This is a genomic window from Flammeovirgaceae bacterium SG7u.111 (assembly GCA_034044135.1).
In the GTDB taxonomy this organism is placed as follows: Bacteria; Bacteroidota; Bacteroidia; order Cytophagales; family Flammeovirgaceae.
This window is the reverse complement of the sequence record CP139021.1, coordinates 4271985-4289221: the sequence shown is the minus strand read 5'-3', so window position 1 is coordinate 4289221 and position 17237 is coordinate 4271985. Positions and strand designations below refer to the sequence as shown.

The 17237-nt window shown below is 39.5% G+C and carries 12 protein-coding genes and 1 tRNA gene; 10 read left to right on the top strand and 3 right to left on the bottom strand.

The window, feature by feature from the left end:
• The first annotated feature begins 152 nt into the window (after window positions 1–152).
• Window positions 153–1403: a threonine ammonia-lyase gene (ilvA, locus tag R9C00_16775; GenBank protein ID WPO33356.1), complete on the top strand. Its 1251-nt coding sequence runs from the start codon at window positions 153–155 to the stop codon at window positions 1401–1403.
• A 188-nt stretch (window positions 1404–1591) separates the two neighbouring features.
• On the opposite strand, the gene R9C00_16770 is transcribed toward ilvA, so the two are convergent.
• From R9C00_16770 to R9C00_16760, 3 genes are all read right to left on the bottom strand, one after another.
• Window positions 1592–3289: a RagB/SusD family nutrient uptake outer membrane protein gene (locus R9C00_16770; protein WPO33355.1), complete on the bottom strand. Its 1698-nt coding sequence runs from the start codon at window positions 3287–3289 to the stop codon at window positions 1592–1594.
• A 68-nt stretch (window positions 3290–3357) separates the two neighbouring features.
• Entirely contained in the window at window positions 3358–6483 is a 3126-nt protein-coding gene (locus tag R9C00_16765) for a TonB-dependent receptor (protein ID WPO33354.1), read from the bottom strand.
• 890 nt (window positions 6484–7373) lie between these two features.
• Window positions 7374–7448: transfer RNA gene (locus R9C00_16760), tRNA-Val, on the bottom strand.
• Between the two features lie 277 nt (window positions 7449–7725).
• Here R9C00_16760 and yidD point away from each other — a divergent pair.
• The 9 genes from yidD (at window position 7726) to R9C00_16715 (ending at window position 17194) form a co-directional block, all read left to right on the top strand.
• Window positions 7726–7971 (top strand): membrane protein insertion efficiency factor YidD, encoded by a 246-nt coding sequence (gene yidD / locus R9C00_16755; protein ID WPO38775.1) that lies wholly within the window; start codon window positions 7726–7728, stop codon window positions 7969–7971.
• Entirely contained in the window at window positions 7961–8377 is a 417-nt protein-coding gene (locus R9C00_16750; protein WPO33353.1) for a DUF1801 domain-containing protein, read from the top strand. The genes yidD and R9C00_16750 overlap by 11 nt, the downstream gene beginning before the upstream one ends.
• Before the next feature lie 283 nt (window positions 8378–8660).
• Complete coding sequence (locus R9C00_16745) at window positions 8661–9008, top strand: helix-turn-helix transcriptional regulator (protein ID WPO33352.1); 348 nt, start codon at window positions 8661–8663, stop codon at window positions 9006–9008.
• 4 nt (window positions 9009–9012) lie between these two features.
• Window positions 9013–11637 (top strand): ABC transporter permease, encoded by a 2625-nt coding sequence (locus R9C00_16740; protein WPO33351.1) that lies wholly within the window; start codon window positions 9013–9015, stop codon window positions 11635–11637.
• 8 nt (window positions 11638–11645) lie between these two features.
• Window positions 11646–14231, top strand: a complete 2586-nt coding sequence (locus R9C00_16735; GenBank protein WPO33350.1) for an ABC transporter permease — start codon at window positions 11646–11648, stop codon at window positions 14229–14231.
• Window positions 14232–14396: 165 nt separating this feature from the next.
• Window positions 14397–15485, top strand: a complete 1089-nt coding sequence (locus tag R9C00_16730; protein WPO33349.1) for a hypothetical protein — start codon at window positions 14397–14399, stop codon at window positions 15483–15485.
• Window positions 15486–15857: 372 nt separating this feature from the next.
• Window positions 15858–16133 carry a hypothetical protein gene (locus R9C00_16725; protein ID WPO33348.1) on the top strand — a complete coding sequence of 92 codons (276 nt, stop codon included), beginning with the start codon at window positions 15858–15860 and terminating at the stop codon, window positions 16131–16133.
• Window positions 16126–16548, top strand: a complete 423-nt coding sequence (locus tag R9C00_16720; GenBank protein ID WPO33347.1) for a hypothetical protein — start codon at window positions 16126–16128, stop codon at window positions 16546–16548. The genes R9C00_16725 and R9C00_16720 overlap by 8 nt, the downstream gene beginning before the upstream one ends.
• A 73-nt stretch (window positions 16549–16621) precedes the next feature.
• Complete coding sequence (locus tag R9C00_16715; protein WPO33346.1) at window positions 16622–17194, top strand: hypothetical protein; 573 nt, start codon at window positions 16622–16624, stop codon at window positions 17192–17194.
• The last annotated feature ends 43 nt before the right edge of the window (window positions 17195–17237 follow it).

Genomic DNA, 17237 nt, shown 5'->3' with positions numbered 1-17237 from the left:
AGAGCTGAAATTTCTACCTTCACAAAAATTTCTTATAGCTTTGGGCTTATTGATGTTTACGAGCTAGAAACAGTTAGTAAAATGAGACTCCTTACCAATAAACTCTAAAACAATTTTTACGCTTGTATCAAGCAAAATCCAAAGTACCTAAAATGACATATATACCAAGTGTTCCTGATATAATTAATGCAAACTCGATCTTAAAGGATATACTAAGCTATACGCCTTTACAACAGAATTTACGTCTGTCGGAAGAGTATGCAGCCAATATTCTCCTAAAAAGAGAGGATCTGCAAATTGTGAGGTCGTATAAGATTAGAGGGGCCTATCATAAAATGAAAAGCCTGAGTGCAGAAGAGTTGTCAAAAGGAGTAGTCTGTGCCAGTGCTGGGAACCATGCCCAAGGCGTAGCGTATTCGTGTAGGGTTTTGGGTGTTCATGGGTCGATCTATATGCCACAAACTACACCCAAACAAAAAATCAGACAGGTTCAGAACTTTGGCAAAGACAATGTAAAAATCATATTGATAGGTGACACCTACGATGATTGCTACAATGCAGCTAGGGAGTATAGCAATACAGCTAGCTTACCCTTTATCCACCCTTTTGATGATGAGAAAATTATTGAAGGGCAGGCAACGGTAGCCTTTGAAATAGAGCAGCAATTTGATAAAAAAATTGACTATCTATTTGTTCCCATTGGTGGTGGTGGACTGATCTCTGGGGTTACAAGTTACTTTAAGCAAATCCATCCAGAAACTAAAATAATCGGAATTGAACCTGCTGGAGCCCCTGCTATGAAAAAATCGCTGGAAGCGGGAAAAGTGATTACTTTAGATAGCATTGATAAGTTTGTTGACGGGGCTGCTGTCAAACAGGTTGGGCAGTTGCCTTTTGAGCTATGTAAGCATTATGGCATTGAAATAACACTTGTGCCTGAAGGTCATATTTGCACCAATATTTTAGAGTTATACAACCTCGATGCAATTGTTGTAGAACCTGCAGGAGCATTGAGCATTGCTGTGCTCGATTACTTCAAAGAGGAGATAAAAGGGAAAAATGTGGTATGTATTCTGAGTGGAAGCAACAACGATATTACACGGACGGAGGAAATAAAAGAGCGTTCCTTGTTATTCAAAGGCTTGAAGCATTACTTCATGGTGCGTTTTCCGCAAAGGGCAGGAGCATTGAGGGATTTTGTAGACAAAGTTTTGGGGGCAAATGATGATATTACACTCTTTGAGTACCGTAAAAAAACTAGCCGTGAAAGAGGTCCGGCATTGATAGGTATTGAATTGCAAAAGCAAGAAGACCTTGAAGGCCTGAGAGAACGGATGAAAGAAAATGGTTTTGTAGCTGAATACTTAAACGAAAAACCTGATTTATTCCAATATTTGATATAATAGTTTACGAAATAGCCCTATAAGTTTTTAAAAACCTTATAGGTTTCTGATTAAACTTAGCCTTCCAACCTAAAAAAGCCGCTATTGCTAGCGGCTTTCTTCATAATAGGGAGTCAGGCTTTTGCCCTTCCCAATATACACCCTACCTAACCAAAAGATTAATTGTTTAGTAATCCCTTGGTTTAGTATTAATATCCTTCGTTCTGCAACATAGATGGAGCTCTTTCTACCTCAGCAATTGGTATTGGCAAATAGTAATATTTGTCGTCCCAAGGTCTTGTAACCACTTTGTACATTTCGTGGGAAACGGTTCCGTTAGCTGCTTTTGTCCATAAAAGACCATTCACATCAAAACCTAAATGGTCTTCAATCATCCATCTTCTTTCATCAAAAAAGTTATGCCCTTCAAAGCAAAGCTCTACCCTTCTTTCTCTTTTGATAGCTTCCAACAGCTCAGTGCCACTTGCCGTGATTGCTGGTTGTAATGCTCTTGTTGAAACTTTGCTTACATATTCACGGGCAGCAGCTTCTTCTCCTAGGTGGTATTGGGCTTCGGCATAGTTTAAGTACACTTCAGCCAATCGGTACAATATGTATGGGCGCTCGGCAGATATACCGCCAGAAGGAGCTACGCTTTCGTCTTGGAATTTTCGGATGTTATACCCTGTTTTTGAAGAATGGAGCGTGTTGCCTAATCCTTGAGGAGAATCCATTCCGTGAGGGTAGGCACTTACATCTTCAGAGAGGAAATACTGGACATCACGGCCTCTAAATTGAGCCCCGTTGAACAAGAGGTCTGCATAATACCTCATTTCCCTGTTGTCATTTGGGTTTTCAGGGTCATAAGTAGAGCCTTCAGTAGTTGTGCCATCTGCCATATTGAACTGCATGGCGAAATTGTGCGTAGGCGATGACAATGCCCATCCACCATATCCATTTGGCGATTGTGTTTGGTCCCACAATGAGTTGGCATCTGTTCCAAATTCAAAGTATGCAGCACTGTATGGTCTTGCAAACAAGATATCATCGTTAGGCGACAAGAATAGTTCTTGGTAAGCTTTAGCATCGGCTACCTGAATAAGGTCACGAGCATTAACCATGTCGATAATCGCTTTAGCTGCATCGGATGCATCTTGCCATTTACTCGTTTTTGTGTAGACATAAAGTGGGTTGTTTGTAACAGATGGGTCGTGCAGTTTGCTGGCGGCATACAACAAAGTGCGTGACTTTACTGCCATAGCAGCCAATTTGGTAGCTCTGCCAAACTCTACATTTGGGCGTGATGTAGGAAGAACAGCAGCAGCTTCATCCAATTCTTTTACTATAAAATCCACGCATTCTTCGTAGCTGTTTCTCACCAAGTTGAAGTCATCGTCCAAGCCCAATGCATTTTCCATGATAGGAACACCACCATAAAACTTAATAAGTTTGGCGTAAAGGTTTGCTCTCAAAAACTTCATCTCAGCTTTAAGTATAGTCACTTTTTCAGTATCGATAGCCATTGCTTTACTATCATCAATCCTATCGAGGAACTCGTTGGCCAATCGCACATAATCCCAGTAGTTGCTCCATTTCTGAGTGAAAACCCCTGCGTTGCCCGCTGTCCAACCACCTCTTACTCTATAAAGATCTAAATCTCTAAAATTGAACTTGGCCTCGAAAGAAGCCCCTTCAATATTGAACCGTCTTGACCACCACTGAAAGCGGTTCAATGACCAGCTCTCAGTACTGTTGTACACTGTGAAAACCAAGCGTTCTACCTGAGCTGGATCGCTATAGATCAGGTCTTCTCCAAATGCGTCTTTTGCTTCTGTATCTAATACATCTTGGCAGCTAGATGATGCCAGAAGTACAAACACGACAAGTATATATTTGATATTTTTCATCTCAATATTTTTTTACATGAATTAAATGAAACTCTGGGTTGCCCCAACCTTTTATTAAATCCAGTTAATTAAAATCCAAGGCTAAATCCGAAGGAATATGTTCTTAGTGATGGATATCTCGCATCTCTGAAGTTGTTGTAATTACCAATTTCAGGATCAAGCCCTAGGTCAGATACTTCTGAGGCCATCGTCAAGAGGTTGAACCCTCTTGCAAAGATTTTCAAATCGGCGAATTTGATTTTTTCTCTGGGGAATGTGTAAGCCAATTGCACCTCTTTAAGTCTGATAAAAGATGCATCGTGCATCCACAAATCAGCACCTTGAAAGTTGTCGGCAGTGTTTTGTGTTCCACTATAAGGGTCACCTGTAGCAAAAGCCCTCGGATACCTAGCCTCACGGTTGTCAGGCGTCCACCTTTCGTTGAATACATATTCTGGCTTAGTTCCTCCCTGATCGAAGAATACCAACATATCCGCTTTGGCTTGCCCTTGGAGAAGGAAACTAAAATCGAATCCCTTGTAACTTGCTCCACCATGGAACCCATATTGGATTTGGGGAATATTTGAAGTATAAGACCTTATTCTGTCGTCGGCATTTATTTCGCCGTCTTCATTTGTATCTATATAAATAGGTTCTCCTTCTACTGTTCCGTCTTTCTTAACCTCAGTTGCATCTACTTGAGCTTGGTCTCGGAAAATACCATTGGTAGGATAAATGATATACGAGCCCATTGGGTGGCCCTCTTGTTTTCTCCACTCAGGAACATCGGCTGCTTCATCCATATACACTATTTTGTTTTGGGCATTTGTGAAATTGAAACCTACATTGTAATCAACAGCGCCGATCTTATCATTCCACGTTAGCTCAAGTTCCCATCCAAAATTATCTACTTTCCCTAGGTTTTCTTGTGGCAAGGTCAAGCCAGCGGCATCTGGAATAGAAGCATTTCTAGTGATCAAGATATCGGTACGTTTCTGGTAGAAATAGTTGATGTCGCCGTAAAGCCTGTTGTTGAACATCAAGAAGCTCACCCCAATGTTTTTCATGTCAGCTTTTTCCCAAGTGATATTTGGGTTTGGAACATTGTCAGGCGTATAACCATTGTACCTTGAGCCAGGGGTGCCGAATATGTAGTAGTTTGGCTGGGCTACATCTGTTTCTCCACCGTACTCATATCGGGTAAGAAATTGGAAGCCTGGGATACGGTCGTTGCCCATCAAAGCCCAAGAAGATCTTATTTTCAAAGCGTCAAGCCAAGTGATCCCTTCCATAAATGCTTCGTTGCCTATCGACCAAGAAGCTGCTACGCCTGGGAAAGTACCATATTGATTTCCCTTTCCAAAGTTGCTAGAACCGTCGTGGCGCAAGGTTAAGTCAATGAAATATTTCTTCTTAAAGTCATAAGACAATGACCCGAAATAGTTGAGCCTCCCCCATTCTTGAGCTGTTCCATAAGATTGCTGCCCCTCATCACTTCCTGCAAACAAATAAGGATGATCCTTGGTAGGAAATCCTCTTCTTTGAGCCCAAAATGTTTCTTCTTGAGAGCTAAACTGCTCTATACCAACTAGACCTCTTACCGTATGATCATTAAATGTTCTGTCATAATTAACAGTAGTGTTCAATAAAAGCTCATCAAATTTCCAGAAAGTTTCTCTTAAAATACGCTCATTACCACTTTGAGAATAGCCTGTAGAAGGAATATACTCGTCAGTACCTTCGTCATAAGTATATACTGTCCATGGTGTGTACCAAGCCTTTTGGTTATTGCTCATTTTTCTGATACCAGCATACCCCCTTAGGCTAAGGCCTTCAGTGACTGTGTTCAAATCCCAATCGTAAGAGAATTTGCCCCGCAAATCATTGTCATTTATCTTTACAAAACCAGATTCGTTGCTGGACATAATGTAAGGGTTAGAACCATTCTCACCACCCCAAGCTACCAAGCCATTAGGGTACACCCCAACTTCCGTAGGCTCATTGGTGTAGATGTGTTTGTAGATATACCCTTCGTCCACGCCCGGTCTTTCTCTTTCGCCAAACCTTCCTGTCAAATCGACTCCTAAACTAAAATTCTTATGAAGTCGCATATCTAAATTTGAGCGAACTTGATATTGTTCAAAACCTAAGGCTCCAGATTCGTACATGCCCCCTTGGTTTAGGTAATCACCACTTACAAAGTAGCTTACCTTTTCGCTTCCACCTGAAATAGAGAGAGAAGTTCTAGACTCAGGAGCGTAATCCCTGAACGTGAGGTCTGCCCAATCCGTGCTAGGGTAATTCAAGGGGTCATTGCCTGCAGCATACTTTTCTATTTCGTCTGGAGTGAAGCGGAGCGGAGTTCCGTTTCTCTCAGAAATCTCGTTTTCATAAGTGGCAAATTGAGCCGAGTTCATCAACTTTGGAGTTTTTGCAAACCCAGATATATTGTAGAAAGAAGAAAGGCTTATCCTAGCCTTGCCCTGCTTACCACGTTTTGTAGTGATCAAGATCACACCATTTGCCGCACGAGCTCCGTAAATAGCCGCTGCACCATCTTTTAATACAGTCAACGATTCAATATCCTGTGGGGCTAGGTGGGAAAATGAAGCAGCAACCAAACCATCGATCAAAATAAGAGGAGAGTTGTTGTTTAGGGTAGATTGACCACGTATCAATAAGTCTGAGTTGCCAGACTCGCCAGGGTAACCACCCCTATCAACTACTATAAGACCTGGCACTCTACCTGCCATAGATTTTTGCAAATCTCTGTTCGGAGTGTTTCCAATTACCTCTTCACCTACCGTGCTCACCGAGCCAGTGACTTCCCCTTTCTTTCTGGTGGTATAACCAATCACTACCACTTCTTCAAGTGACTGAACATCTGAGACTAATGCTACTTCAATATTAGATTGATTGCCAACGGTTACTTCTTGTGTGACAAAGCCGACATAGGAAAAGACCAATACATCTGTTGGTTCCACCTTTATAGAAAACCCGCCGTTTATATCGGTAACCACACCTGTTGAAGTACCTTTTATCAAGATACTTACCCCAGGTATTCCTTCACTGTCTTCTGCACTTGTTACTTTGCCCGACACAGTGCTCTGCGCCCAGCCTGATGTTACAATGACCAAAGAAAGCAAAACTGTCAATAGTAATCTTGGCATCTTCCTTTTCAAAAGGTTCGCCATTACATTATTGGTCGTTTTCATAATCATAATTACTAGTTTAAAATAAGAGATTTAGAATGAATTTTATTATTGAAAATAAGAGTATTAATCACGCTCACACATTGTTTAATAATAAGGCAATAGACTCCAACCCCTTCCCCAATCCTTTTCGAAAGAATTGAGGAAAAGCATTTACATTTCCGATAACGTTCCCATTGGTCAACTTCAAAGAAGCCTATTCAGGTAGGCCTTGCCAATTGCTATAAAACGATATTGTCAATTAATATGGGTAATATGGGTCTGATCACAGCCCAAATAGAGTTGAAAAACATTTGGCGACTATATTTGAAGATTTCCCCAAAGGAGAATAACCCTAAATACAGCAGCCTCCATTGTTAATTAAGCGAAATACTAAGTTAGTATATGCCTGACCAGTTGATTGTCAGCCATAATTTTATCCAGTTAATACACTAAACGCCTATTCAATTATATCTTTGTTACAAGACAAATAATAACAAAAATTATATCTTAAAATTTCTTACCTAATGGCTATATAGAAACATCTTCAAATAAAAGCTTTTATCAATATTCAAAAGTAACTGGCTGAAGTGGATAAATATTCTTGAATCTTATCCTATGGTTGCACTATTTTATCCCTATTATTTCTAATACGCACCATATGAAGCTAAACAGGGAATATCCTGAGCTATTGAACCATAAAAGCGAGAGCGTTAAAATAGGCTTTCTTATAGATTATTCTACTTAACAATTCGAACAATAAAAAAATAAGACTAGAAAATAAACAGGTTAGAGATTAGTCTAAATAAGCGATACTATAGATGTCGGGATGCCTTGAATCAATTGGGCTAAGAGCATGAAAGTTTTGGATATAAAAAAAGGAACTCACATAACTGTGAATCCCTTCATTTTTGTGGGCCCTACTGGATTCGAACCAGTGACCCCCTGCTTGTAAGGCAGGTGCTCTGAACCAACTGAGCTAAGAGCCCTCTCGAATTGCTTCGATTTGGGATTGCAAATGTAGCGAAGAAATTGTCAATACAAACTTTTTAGTGTAAAAAAGTGAAACAAATTTTGGAGAAAAATTAGAAGTTGTTGAACATCAGTTGCTTTGGTTTTTTACTGGTTTGGCAAAACTATTTTATCAGTTCTTTTTGTTGTTTTATTCTTACGGGTGACTGCTATTGTTTTTATGTCAGTAGGCAAAATGGTACTTTTACTCGGCTAAGTAAAAGTCAATATTTAGATAAATTCAATTTGAAAAAGATACTTTCCTATCCTTTGGTCTTGCTGGTGAGGGTGTACCAACTCTTTATTTCCCCGATGTTTCCATCGAGTTGTAGATATGTGCCCACTTGTTCGCACTATGCTATCGAGGCATTGCAAGTTCATGGGCCTATTAAAGGTTCGTGGCTAGCGATCAAACGCATTGGAAGTTGTCACCCTTGGGGCGGACATGGCTACGACCCAGTTCCTCCTGCCAAAGAAAAAAAGAAAAGCCATGAAAGTTGAAGCCACTACCATAGAAGAATTGATAGAAAAGTCTGGAGATCAAAAACAGAATATGCTCTTTTTGGATGCCCTTGTCCAAGAGCATGCCCCTAATCTAAGTCGCCGACTTTTTATTGGCGCCAGTATTACTATGATTGGCTATGGGGAAATGCCATGGCAAACCAAATCATCTACAGAGTCTTGGCCACTCATCAGTCTTGCCCCTCAGAAAGGAAGCACTAACCTCTACATAGCTGGGCAGAAAGATGGCAAGGGCCTATTGGAAATTTATGCCAGTTCGCTGGGGAAAGTATCTTGTGGAAAGAGCTGCGTTCGAGTTAAAAAACCTGAGAACCTCAATGTGGAAGCCTTTGGAGAGCTTATTAAAGATGCCCAGCACTGGTTAGATTTGCAAGAAGAGAAGTAATAAGTAGGAGTTGGCAATGCAACTTGGATGCAATTCTATTTTTGAGTGATGTACTTAAAAATATGGAAGGATACGAGTAGATAAAATGAAATATATGGAAATAAACGATAGAGGTGCTTACCGATCTCTATTGCCTCTGTATGAATACCGCCCCTCAATCCAAATGTCAGTGCCGCTAAAAACTTTTAAAAAACCGTTTATAGAAAATTCGACCATATTTCTTTCATAATTGTAGAACTTATAAATAACTTCTTTTATATTAGTTCTACAAAATAGAAACATAATGAAGGAAACACGATTAGGCGAGTTTGAAGAAGTGATCTTGCTCTTGGTTGGGATATTGGGAGAAGAAGAGGCTTACGCTTTTAAGATTGCGTCTGAATTTGAAGAGCAGACAAAAAAGTCGGTTTCGATAGGTGCAGTGCATTCTACGTTAAGCCGCTTGGAAGACAAGGGCTTTTTGACTTCTGAAATGGGGAAGGCAACTGCTGAAAGAGGTGGGCGGAGAAAGCGGATTTATACGATAACGGCTTACGGCAGGCGAGCGCTCGAAAGTTCTCGCGATTTGAGGGTCTCGCTCTGGAAACAATTTCCGTCATTTGGGTTCGATCTTGGAGGGCAATTTTCTTGATGCTATGAAAGAAAAACAAAATATCCCACCCAAACTTGCAACCAAGTTCCTGCTCTGGTTCTTACGAGACGACCTTGCCGAAGAAGTTCTTGGCGACTTGGAAGAGCGGTTTTATGATAAGCTCAACAAGGGTTCACTTAAGAAAGCTAAGTGGGACTTTTGGCTGCAGGTTTTTAATTATTTCAGGCCCTTTGCCCTCAAACATTTAAATACATCGAACATGAACCATTTTGGGTTGTTTAGAAGCTACTTTAAAATAAGCTGGAGAAATTTATTGAAGCAGAAGCTTTACTCTTTCATAAATATTGGCGGTTTGGCAATTGGGCTGGCAAGTTTTATTCTGATTGTACTTTATGTAGAGCATGAGCTTACATACGACCGTTTTTATGGGAATGCTGAAAATATTTATCGGATTTCCATGCGGCAAAAAGGAAATAATTTTAAAAATTCAGACTTGTTTGCCGTTACTCCAGCGCCTCTGCCCGCCTTATTAGAGCAAGAGTTTCCCGAAGTGAAAAAAGCAACGAGCGTTTCTAACCATAGTTATTTACTGAAGAATGGCGGTGATAATTTTTGGGAAATGGGGCTTTGGGCAGATAATAACTATTTTGAAGTGTTTGATTATCCTATGTTGCTGGGCAATCCTAAAAAAGCATTGGCAGCTCCTAATAGCATGGTCATTACCGAATCGCTGGCATCAAAATTATTTGACTTTGAAGATCCTTTGGGAAAAACAATTACCCTCGATTTTTTTGGAGATAATTTAGAATGCACAGTTACCGGGTTGATTCCTGATCTTCCAGAAAAATCTTCATTAAAATTTCAGTACATCGTTAGCATGAACACCCGAGAAGGGTATGTAAAAGCTTTGGATGAAAACCTATGGAATAACAATTCTTATATTACTTTTTTTGCTTTAAATGAAGGAGCTGATCCTCAGCAATTGGAAGACAAAATGAGGGAGGCTGCTATTCCAAGAAAATATGAGATAGAAGGTTCTAATAATGAGTATTTTGTAAACTCATTACTAGATCTTCATTTGCAGAATAATATCAATTTTGATGTGGGCGTGAAGGGAGATAAGAACTATATCTATTTTTATTCGACTATTGCTTTTTTGATACTTGTCCTGGCCTGTATCAATTACATGAACTTGGCTATAGCTCGCTCAATTAATAGGGCAAGGGAAGTAGGACTGCGAAAAGTAGTAGGAGCATTCCGAAGGCAGGTTATTTCCCAGTTTTTAGGCGAAGCAGTACTGATTACACTAATAGCATTTGTACTAAGCTTAGTATTGATCCAGCTCTTACTTCCTATATTCAGCTATTTAATTGAGCGCCCACTTTCTTTAGGTATGCTTGAAAATTCGTTGATGCTACCAGGGCTTTTATTACTCTTATTGGTAGTAGGTGTTTTTTCAGGAAGTTATCCCGCCTTTTACATGTCAGGAATCCAGCCTTTGAAAGTGTTGAAAGGCAAGGTTGATAGCCGAAAAGGCTCGGGGTTTCAGCGTTTTTTGGTAGTTGTTCAGTACTCAGTTTCTATTTGCCTGATTATCTCAACTTTTGTAATCTATCAACAAATGGAGTATGTGCAAACAAAAGAGCTAGGCTACAACAAAGATCATATTATAACAATACCAATTAAGGATATCAACCTAAGCGAGAAGTTAGGTGCAGTTAAAAATGAGTGGATTAAAAACCCAAATATAATTTCAGTAGCTCAATCTGGGGAGCTTCCAATAGATATAGGGTCAAGCAGGTATATTGATGAATGGGAAGGAAAACAAACTGATGATCCCTTGTTTATATATTTTGCTCAAATCGGAGTTGATTATTTAAAACTATTTGATATAAAATTGCTTGCAGGGAGAAATTTCAACTTAGAAAATACCAGTGATCTTGATGTAGGAACAATACTGAATGAAACAGCCGTAAGTCAAATGGGGTGGACTCCCGAAGAAGCTGTAGGTAAAGAGTTTGTTCGAGAAGGTAATGATCCTGATGTAATTATTGGTGTGGTAGAGGATTTTCATATGCACTCCTTGCATGATGCCATTCATCCCTTGTTTTTTAAACATTTTAAATCTAAATGGCGTGGGGTTTTATCAGCAAAGGTGAGCCCAGATCATTTGCCAGAAACTATTGCTTTTATTGAAAGTACAATCAAGCCATTAAGTGATTACCCATTCGAATATGCTTTCCTTGACGATAAGTTCGATCAACTTTATAAGAGTGATTTAAGGCTGGGGGAAATCTTTGGTTTTTTCACTGTATTGGCGTTGGTTATCGCTTCTTTAGGCTTGTTTGGGCTTGCAGCTTTTTCAGCAACACAGCGAACAAAAGAAATTGGTATTCGGAAAGTATTAGGAGCATCTACTCTGAAAATATTTTCATTGCTTGCTAGAAATTTCTTGCAATTGATAGTTATTTCATTTGCAATTTCTATTCCCATAGCATGGCTTGCGATGAATAGCTGGTTGGAAAATTTTGCTTTTAGAATTGAAGTTGAATGGTGGATGTTTGCTATGGTTGGCTTTGTGGTTTTCTTGGTAGCTTATTTTACAATTGGTTACCAATCTATTAAAGCTGCAATGGCTAATCCAGTGAAAAACCTTAGAACCGAGTAAGAAAGCAAATGGAAAATAGGCAGAACATACCACCCAAACTCGCCACCAAGTTCCTACTCTGGTTTCTTCGAGCTGACCTTGCAGAGGAGGTGCTGGGCGACTTGGAAGAGCGGTTTTATAGCAAACTTAAAAGTGCTTCTACCTCGAAAGCCAAGATTGATTATTGGCGGCAGGTGCTTCAGTACTTCCGACCTTTTGCCCTTAAAAAAATCTATTCATTTAACAGTAACTTTTCTACCATGTTCCGACACAATATCCTCATTTCGTTTAGAAATATAATGCGTCATAAAACCATGTTCTTGATTAATCTAGTTGGTTTATCAAGCGGGTTGGCTGGGGTGATTCTGATTTATATGTGGGTGAACGATGAATTGAAAATGGATGGCTTTCATGAGAAAAGTGAAAGGCTCTATCAATTTTTGGAAGTCCAAGGGCATTCGGGTAGTGTTCGTTCTACAAAGTCTACTCCCTGGCCGTTGGCGCAAGCACTTAAAGAGGAAATGCCCGAGGTGGAGTATTCAGCTGTGGTAGCTCCAGCTGATTGGTTTGGCAAGCTCACATTAGCTGTAGGTGAGGACTATACCAAAGCTTCAGGAGTTTATGCAAGTAAAGATTATTTCAATATATTTTCCTACCGCTTGGTGTATGGCAATGCGGATCAGGTGCTTGCCAATAAGCATTCCATCGTGATTTCAGAAAAACTGGCGTATGCACTTTTCAATACCACCAAAAATGTAGTTGGTAAAACGTTGCTATTTCAGCAAGAAAATGAATTCACGATTTCTGGTATTTTTGAAAACGTACCTTCAAACTCTTCGGCCAAATTCGATTTTGTGTTGTCGTTTGAGCTACTGATGGATCAGAACCCTTACTCAGATAGCTGGAAAAACTCTGGTCCTTTCACATTTGTAGTGCTCAAGGAAGGGGCAGATAAAGAAACATTTGTCCAAAAAACAAAGGGCTTGATCTCGACTAAATGTGAAGATACTCATCGAGCCTTATTGCTAACTAGTTATGCAGATAACTATCTGCACGGAAAATATGTGGATGGCAAGCAGGTGGGTGGAAGAATAGAATACGTTCGGATTTTTTCTGTGGTGGCACTTTTCATTTTGGCGATTGCCTGTATCAATTTCATGAACCTTTCTACAGCGAGGGCTTCGCGTAGAGCAAAAGAAGTAGGGGTGAAAAAAGCAGTAGGAGCGGGGAGATACTCCTTGGTTTTCCAATACCTCACAGAATCCATTTTAATCTCCATGATTTCTCTTTGTTTGGCTCTCTTATTTGTGTATTTGTTGCTTCCTCAGTTCAATTTCATTATGGGCAAACAGTTGCTTCTGTTTGGTGATAAGAAAATGTTCCTTGCTTTTTTCATGATTGCCCTTTTTGCAGGAATATTGGCTGGGAGTTACCCAGCATTTTACCTCTCAGGGTTTAAGCCCATTTCTGTTCTTAAAGGAAAGATCCAAACTGCTTTAAGTGAACTATTGATCCGTAAAGGGCTAGTCGTTTTTCAGTTTGCCATGTCGTTCATATTTCTGGTGGGGGTTTTTGTGATCTACAAACAGGTCGATTTTGTGAGGACTAAAAATATTGGCTATAACAAGGAAAATGTAGTCTATTTTGAAATAGAGGGAGAGATTAAGCAAAGCCGGGAAGCATTTCTTACCGAACTAAAAAGAATTCCGGGAGTGGTGGGAGCTTCCACTGCAGCGCAAAGTATGGTGGGCGGTGGCAATACTTCGAATATCTCTTGGGAGGGGAAAGATCCTGATATACGTATTCCATTTGCTTTTCGCCCCGCTGACTTTGGCCTGATGGAATTACTTGACCTAGAGCTGGTAGAAGGGCGATTTTTCTCTGATGCATATGCCGATAGCCTAACAGTTATTTTCAATGAAGCAGGTATCAAAGCCATGGGGATGGAAGATCCTATTGGGAAAAAAATTGGACTCTCTAGGTTCGATTGTGAGATAGTAGGCGTGGTAAAAGACTTTCATTTCGAATCGCTTCATTCGGGTGTGAACCCAATGTTCTTTATTTTGAGTCCTCAGTATACCGAAAAAGTAATGGTGAGATTAGCAGGTGGGAAAACGAGTGAAACCTTGGACAAAATAGAGGCTTTTTATAAGGCGTTCAACCCTGGCTTTGTCTTCGACTTTCAATTTTTGGATGATGATTATCAAAGGCAATATGCCAATGAAAAAAGGGTAGCTACGCTCTCATTTTACTTTGCTGTTTTTGCTATCCTGATCTCCTGCCTGGGCTTGTTTGGACTTGTTTCATTCACTGCCGAACAGCGCACCAAAGAGATAGGGATAAGAAAAATTTTAGGGGCGTCTCCTTTTACCATCGTGGTAATGATTACTAAAGACTTTTTAGGTTTGATTACCATAGGCTTCTTTATCGCCACCCCTATTTCGTGGGCAGTGATGCAAAATTGGTTGGAGGGTTTTGCCTATCGGATAGACATCCAGTGGTGGCTTTTTGGGCTAACGGCTGCGCTTGTCCTATTCATTGCCTTCTTCACCATTGGCTACCAGTCTTTGAAAGCTTCTTTGGCAAACCCTGTGAACAGCCTTAGGCATGAGTAAGATGAACTTCCCCGTTTGTTTTGTTTCTTCGAGGCAATCAAGTCCATCGTAGTAGCTTATTTAATTAGATTACATCAAATTGGAAACTATTGAATACTCTATTTTTCTCAGTTTTTCAGCTATCTTCGTTTGTGAAATATTTTTTGCTTCACAAACGGAAAAGACTTGAAAATACTCCTAACTATACTAACTATATTGCTTTCCTTGCCATGCTGGGCAAACATGGCTTCCCCAATCCAAGAAGGCACATGGGCTGCTACGCCTTTCATAAGTAAGTATGTAGATATCCTCCGAGAAAAAATCCATATCACTCCTGATAGAGACTTTCGAACAGCAAAGTTTACCATAGAGTATCATATAAATGCTGGCAGGTCGGGGGAACAAATTCCTCTGCTTTTCTATGCTTCCGAATTCAAGGAAAGTTTTAAAGTGTGGGTAGATGGCGTTGAGATCAATTTGAGCACAGTTCCCGAAGCCTATACGGAGCTTGAAGGGACACCTTTTTCCGATTTTGGCTATTTTTTTGAAACCAAAGGTTGGAGTGATACAAAGCAGGTGCATATTGAGAATTTTCCTTCAGGTGGGTTTTATGTATCCATTGACGACCTAAAGTTTTTTGAAACGGACCTTGCCGAAGGAAACCATCTTATAAAGGTAGAATATGTAGCAGAACAATGGGTAGACCGTAGCTGGTGGGTGAAGGAATACAGTTTTCGGTATGCCTTGTCTCCTGCAAAATATTGGAAGTCATTTGGGGAGCTGGAAATCACGCTCGATGCTTCCGGTACAAATAGAAATTTTGTGGCGAACATTGGTCAGCCAACCAAAGGGGACTTGGCTTCAACTGCCGTTTGGACTTTTTCAGCATTGCCTACAGAAGTATTGATCATTTCGCACATACCCGAAATGAATGCAAAGGCAAGTATGTTACTGGCTATTTCCCCCACTGGCTTGGCAGCTATCTTTGCAGTTATTCTCATGTTGTTTCACTTTCTTGCTATGTGGCTGTTTCGGAAAACTAATTCAGAAAAGCGGTTTTCATGGGTAATGATAATTGGTTGTTTGGCAATTCCCTTTGCTGCTTTGGTAGCCTATATATTCTCGTTTGGAATCATAGATGATGCTATCGGACCGGATGCTGGGAATTATCACGGGTACACGTTTATGGTGATCGTTTATTATCCAATATTACTTGCAGTTTACTGGCTGTTTATGTGGCTGGTTGATAGGCAAATGGCTAAGAGGTTTCGATGATTTTTGCGTAGGTGGTGGGGTTTCCAAAAAGCCAATGCCCTGAAGGTGGGGCAATAAGTCTTCAAATCCACTGATAAGTCTTGAAATCCTTGGGTTATTAATATATCTCCAGTCAATTGGATAACCGTATAATTAAACGTTTAGCAAACGTAAAATAAACGGTTAACCTTACGGTTGTTTTTGGTCAACAAACCAGTTTTTTGTATTTTAAGTAAAGAGAATGGGAAGATAGAGAATAAAGTTTTTAATAATGTCCTCCTGTTCAATGAAGCCTTGTTTTTCTTAAATTTTTTTATAATACTTGATTTTTTTTGTATTACATTTAGGAGAGAGGTTGTGGTGCATTAGGAAAAACTGAAGAGAATATCTAAAATGGATTTACATGAATTATTAGAAAAAGTAAACTCAAAAGATACATTTCTCCAATTTGTAAAAGCTCTTAAAGACGATAAAATTGATGAAGATGAAAAGGAAAAAACAAACCCTTCTTCTCCATATTCTTCTGGAGCCAATGGATGGGAGAATGGAACAATTTCCTCTTTTTTGGAATCTATAGAAGCATATGGACAAGACAGCGAACAAATAAAGGAAGAACCTAATTGGAGGAATTTTGCTCTTTTACTTTATGCCGGTAAGTTATATGAATAAGAAAATCACATTAGACATATTAACCAGAGCTATTATCGAATATCGCTCTGAAGGGATGGAACTAATGAACAGATTGGGAAAGAAATTTGGTTACGACATAGCTGTTCAAAAGGAATATGAGGAATTAATTTGGAAAGGAAATACAAAGGTTCCTAGGAGTGGTAAACTTTCTGAAAGAGTAAATTACTCTTTTCATGGTGGAGAATGTGGATTTCATAAAAGAAAAACACAACAAAACATTGAAGTAATCTTGACGAATCCTCCAGAGTTCGGAAAAATTGACGCTTGGTTTTTGAAGGAGTTTTTGGACAGTACTGATGATTACAAAGAAATGAGTAAAGAAATAGATTGGCAGGAATTGAAACCAATTCTCCAAGAACTTTATACTAATGGAAAAATTAAAGAAATAAAATAAAAACGACACCACAACAAGTTGTATAGTGCATACCCTCCGGGATACGTACCATACACAAAACGTTGTGCTCAATATGCTGATGAAAATTCAACTGCAAGGATTGTATTATAAAATTACTGGACAAAAGAAAAAGCTATCTCCTTTGTTTGAGTTTTCAGATGGAAGATCATATCAAGAATGGATTGATGAAGACAATTATAATGAACGGGTTCATGAACTACAGATCGAATTAGGAATTATAAAAAAGAAAAAAGATCTAGAAGATGTTGAATTTATTTGGTGTGTAATTGGAAATATTGTCAACAAACTCGAATACGGACTGAAAAAGGAAATTATAAGAGGTAGTAAACATTTCTCCCCTGGAACTAGAGTTCATTGTTTTCCACCTCTTTGGGGTGATGGGTATGAAAAAATAAAGGTGATAGGAAGACATCGTAAATCAAAACGATTCATAACTATCATTATGAAAAGTGACTTGATTGAGAATTGGCGAGTGACGAAAATTTACCATCCATTTATTATTAGACAAATGTTTCAAGAGAACGGATGGGATGATACAGAGAAATCGAAAATGGATTCATCGAAATTAGTAATCTCTATAACTGAATTAACAAAAGATAAAAATACAGAGCACAACAATGGCTAGCATGAAGAGCCGCTTTAGGCCAGCACGCGATGCCAAACTCCAC

What these genes read in the sequence shown, in the direction of transcription:
- ilvA (WPO33356.1), top strand. Translation starts at nt 153, where the DNA reads ATGACATATATACCAAGTGTTCCTGATATAATTAATGCAAACTCGATC.
- R9C00_16770 (WPO33355.1), bottom strand. Translation starts at nt 3,289, where the DNA reads ATGAAAAATATCAAATATATACTTGTCGTGTTTGTACTTCTGGCATCA.
- R9C00_16765 (WPO33354.1), bottom strand. Translation starts at nt 6,483, where the DNA reads ATGAAAACGACCAATAATGTAATGGCGAACCTTTTGAAAAGGAAGATG.
- R9C00_16750 (WPO33353.1), top strand. Translation starts at nt 7,961, where the DNA reads ATGAAAGTTGAAGCCACTACCATAGAAGAATTGATAGAAAAGTCTGGA.
- R9C00_16745 (WPO33352.1), top strand. Translation starts at nt 8,661, where the DNA reads ATGAAGGAAACACGATTAGGCGAGTTTGAAGAAGTGATCTTGCTCTTG.
- R9C00_16740 (WPO33351.1), top strand. Translation starts at nt 9,013, where the DNA reads ATGAAAGAAAAACAAAATATCCCACCCAAACTTGCAACCAAGTTCCTG.
- R9C00_16735 (WPO33350.1), top strand. Translation starts at nt 11,646, where the DNA reads ATGGAAAATAGGCAGAACATACCACCCAAACTCGCCACCAAGTTCCTA.
- R9C00_16725 (WPO33348.1), top strand. Translation starts at nt 15,858, where the DNA reads ATGGATTTACATGAATTATTAGAAAAAGTAAACTCAAAAGATACATTT.
- R9C00_16720 (WPO33347.1), top strand. Translation starts at nt 16,126, where the DNA reads ATGAATAAGAAAATCACATTAGACATATTAACCAGAGCTATTATCGAA.
- R9C00_16715 (WPO33346.1), top strand. Translation starts at nt 16,622, where the DNA reads ATGCTGATGAAAATTCAACTGCAAGGATTGTATTATAAAATTACTGGA.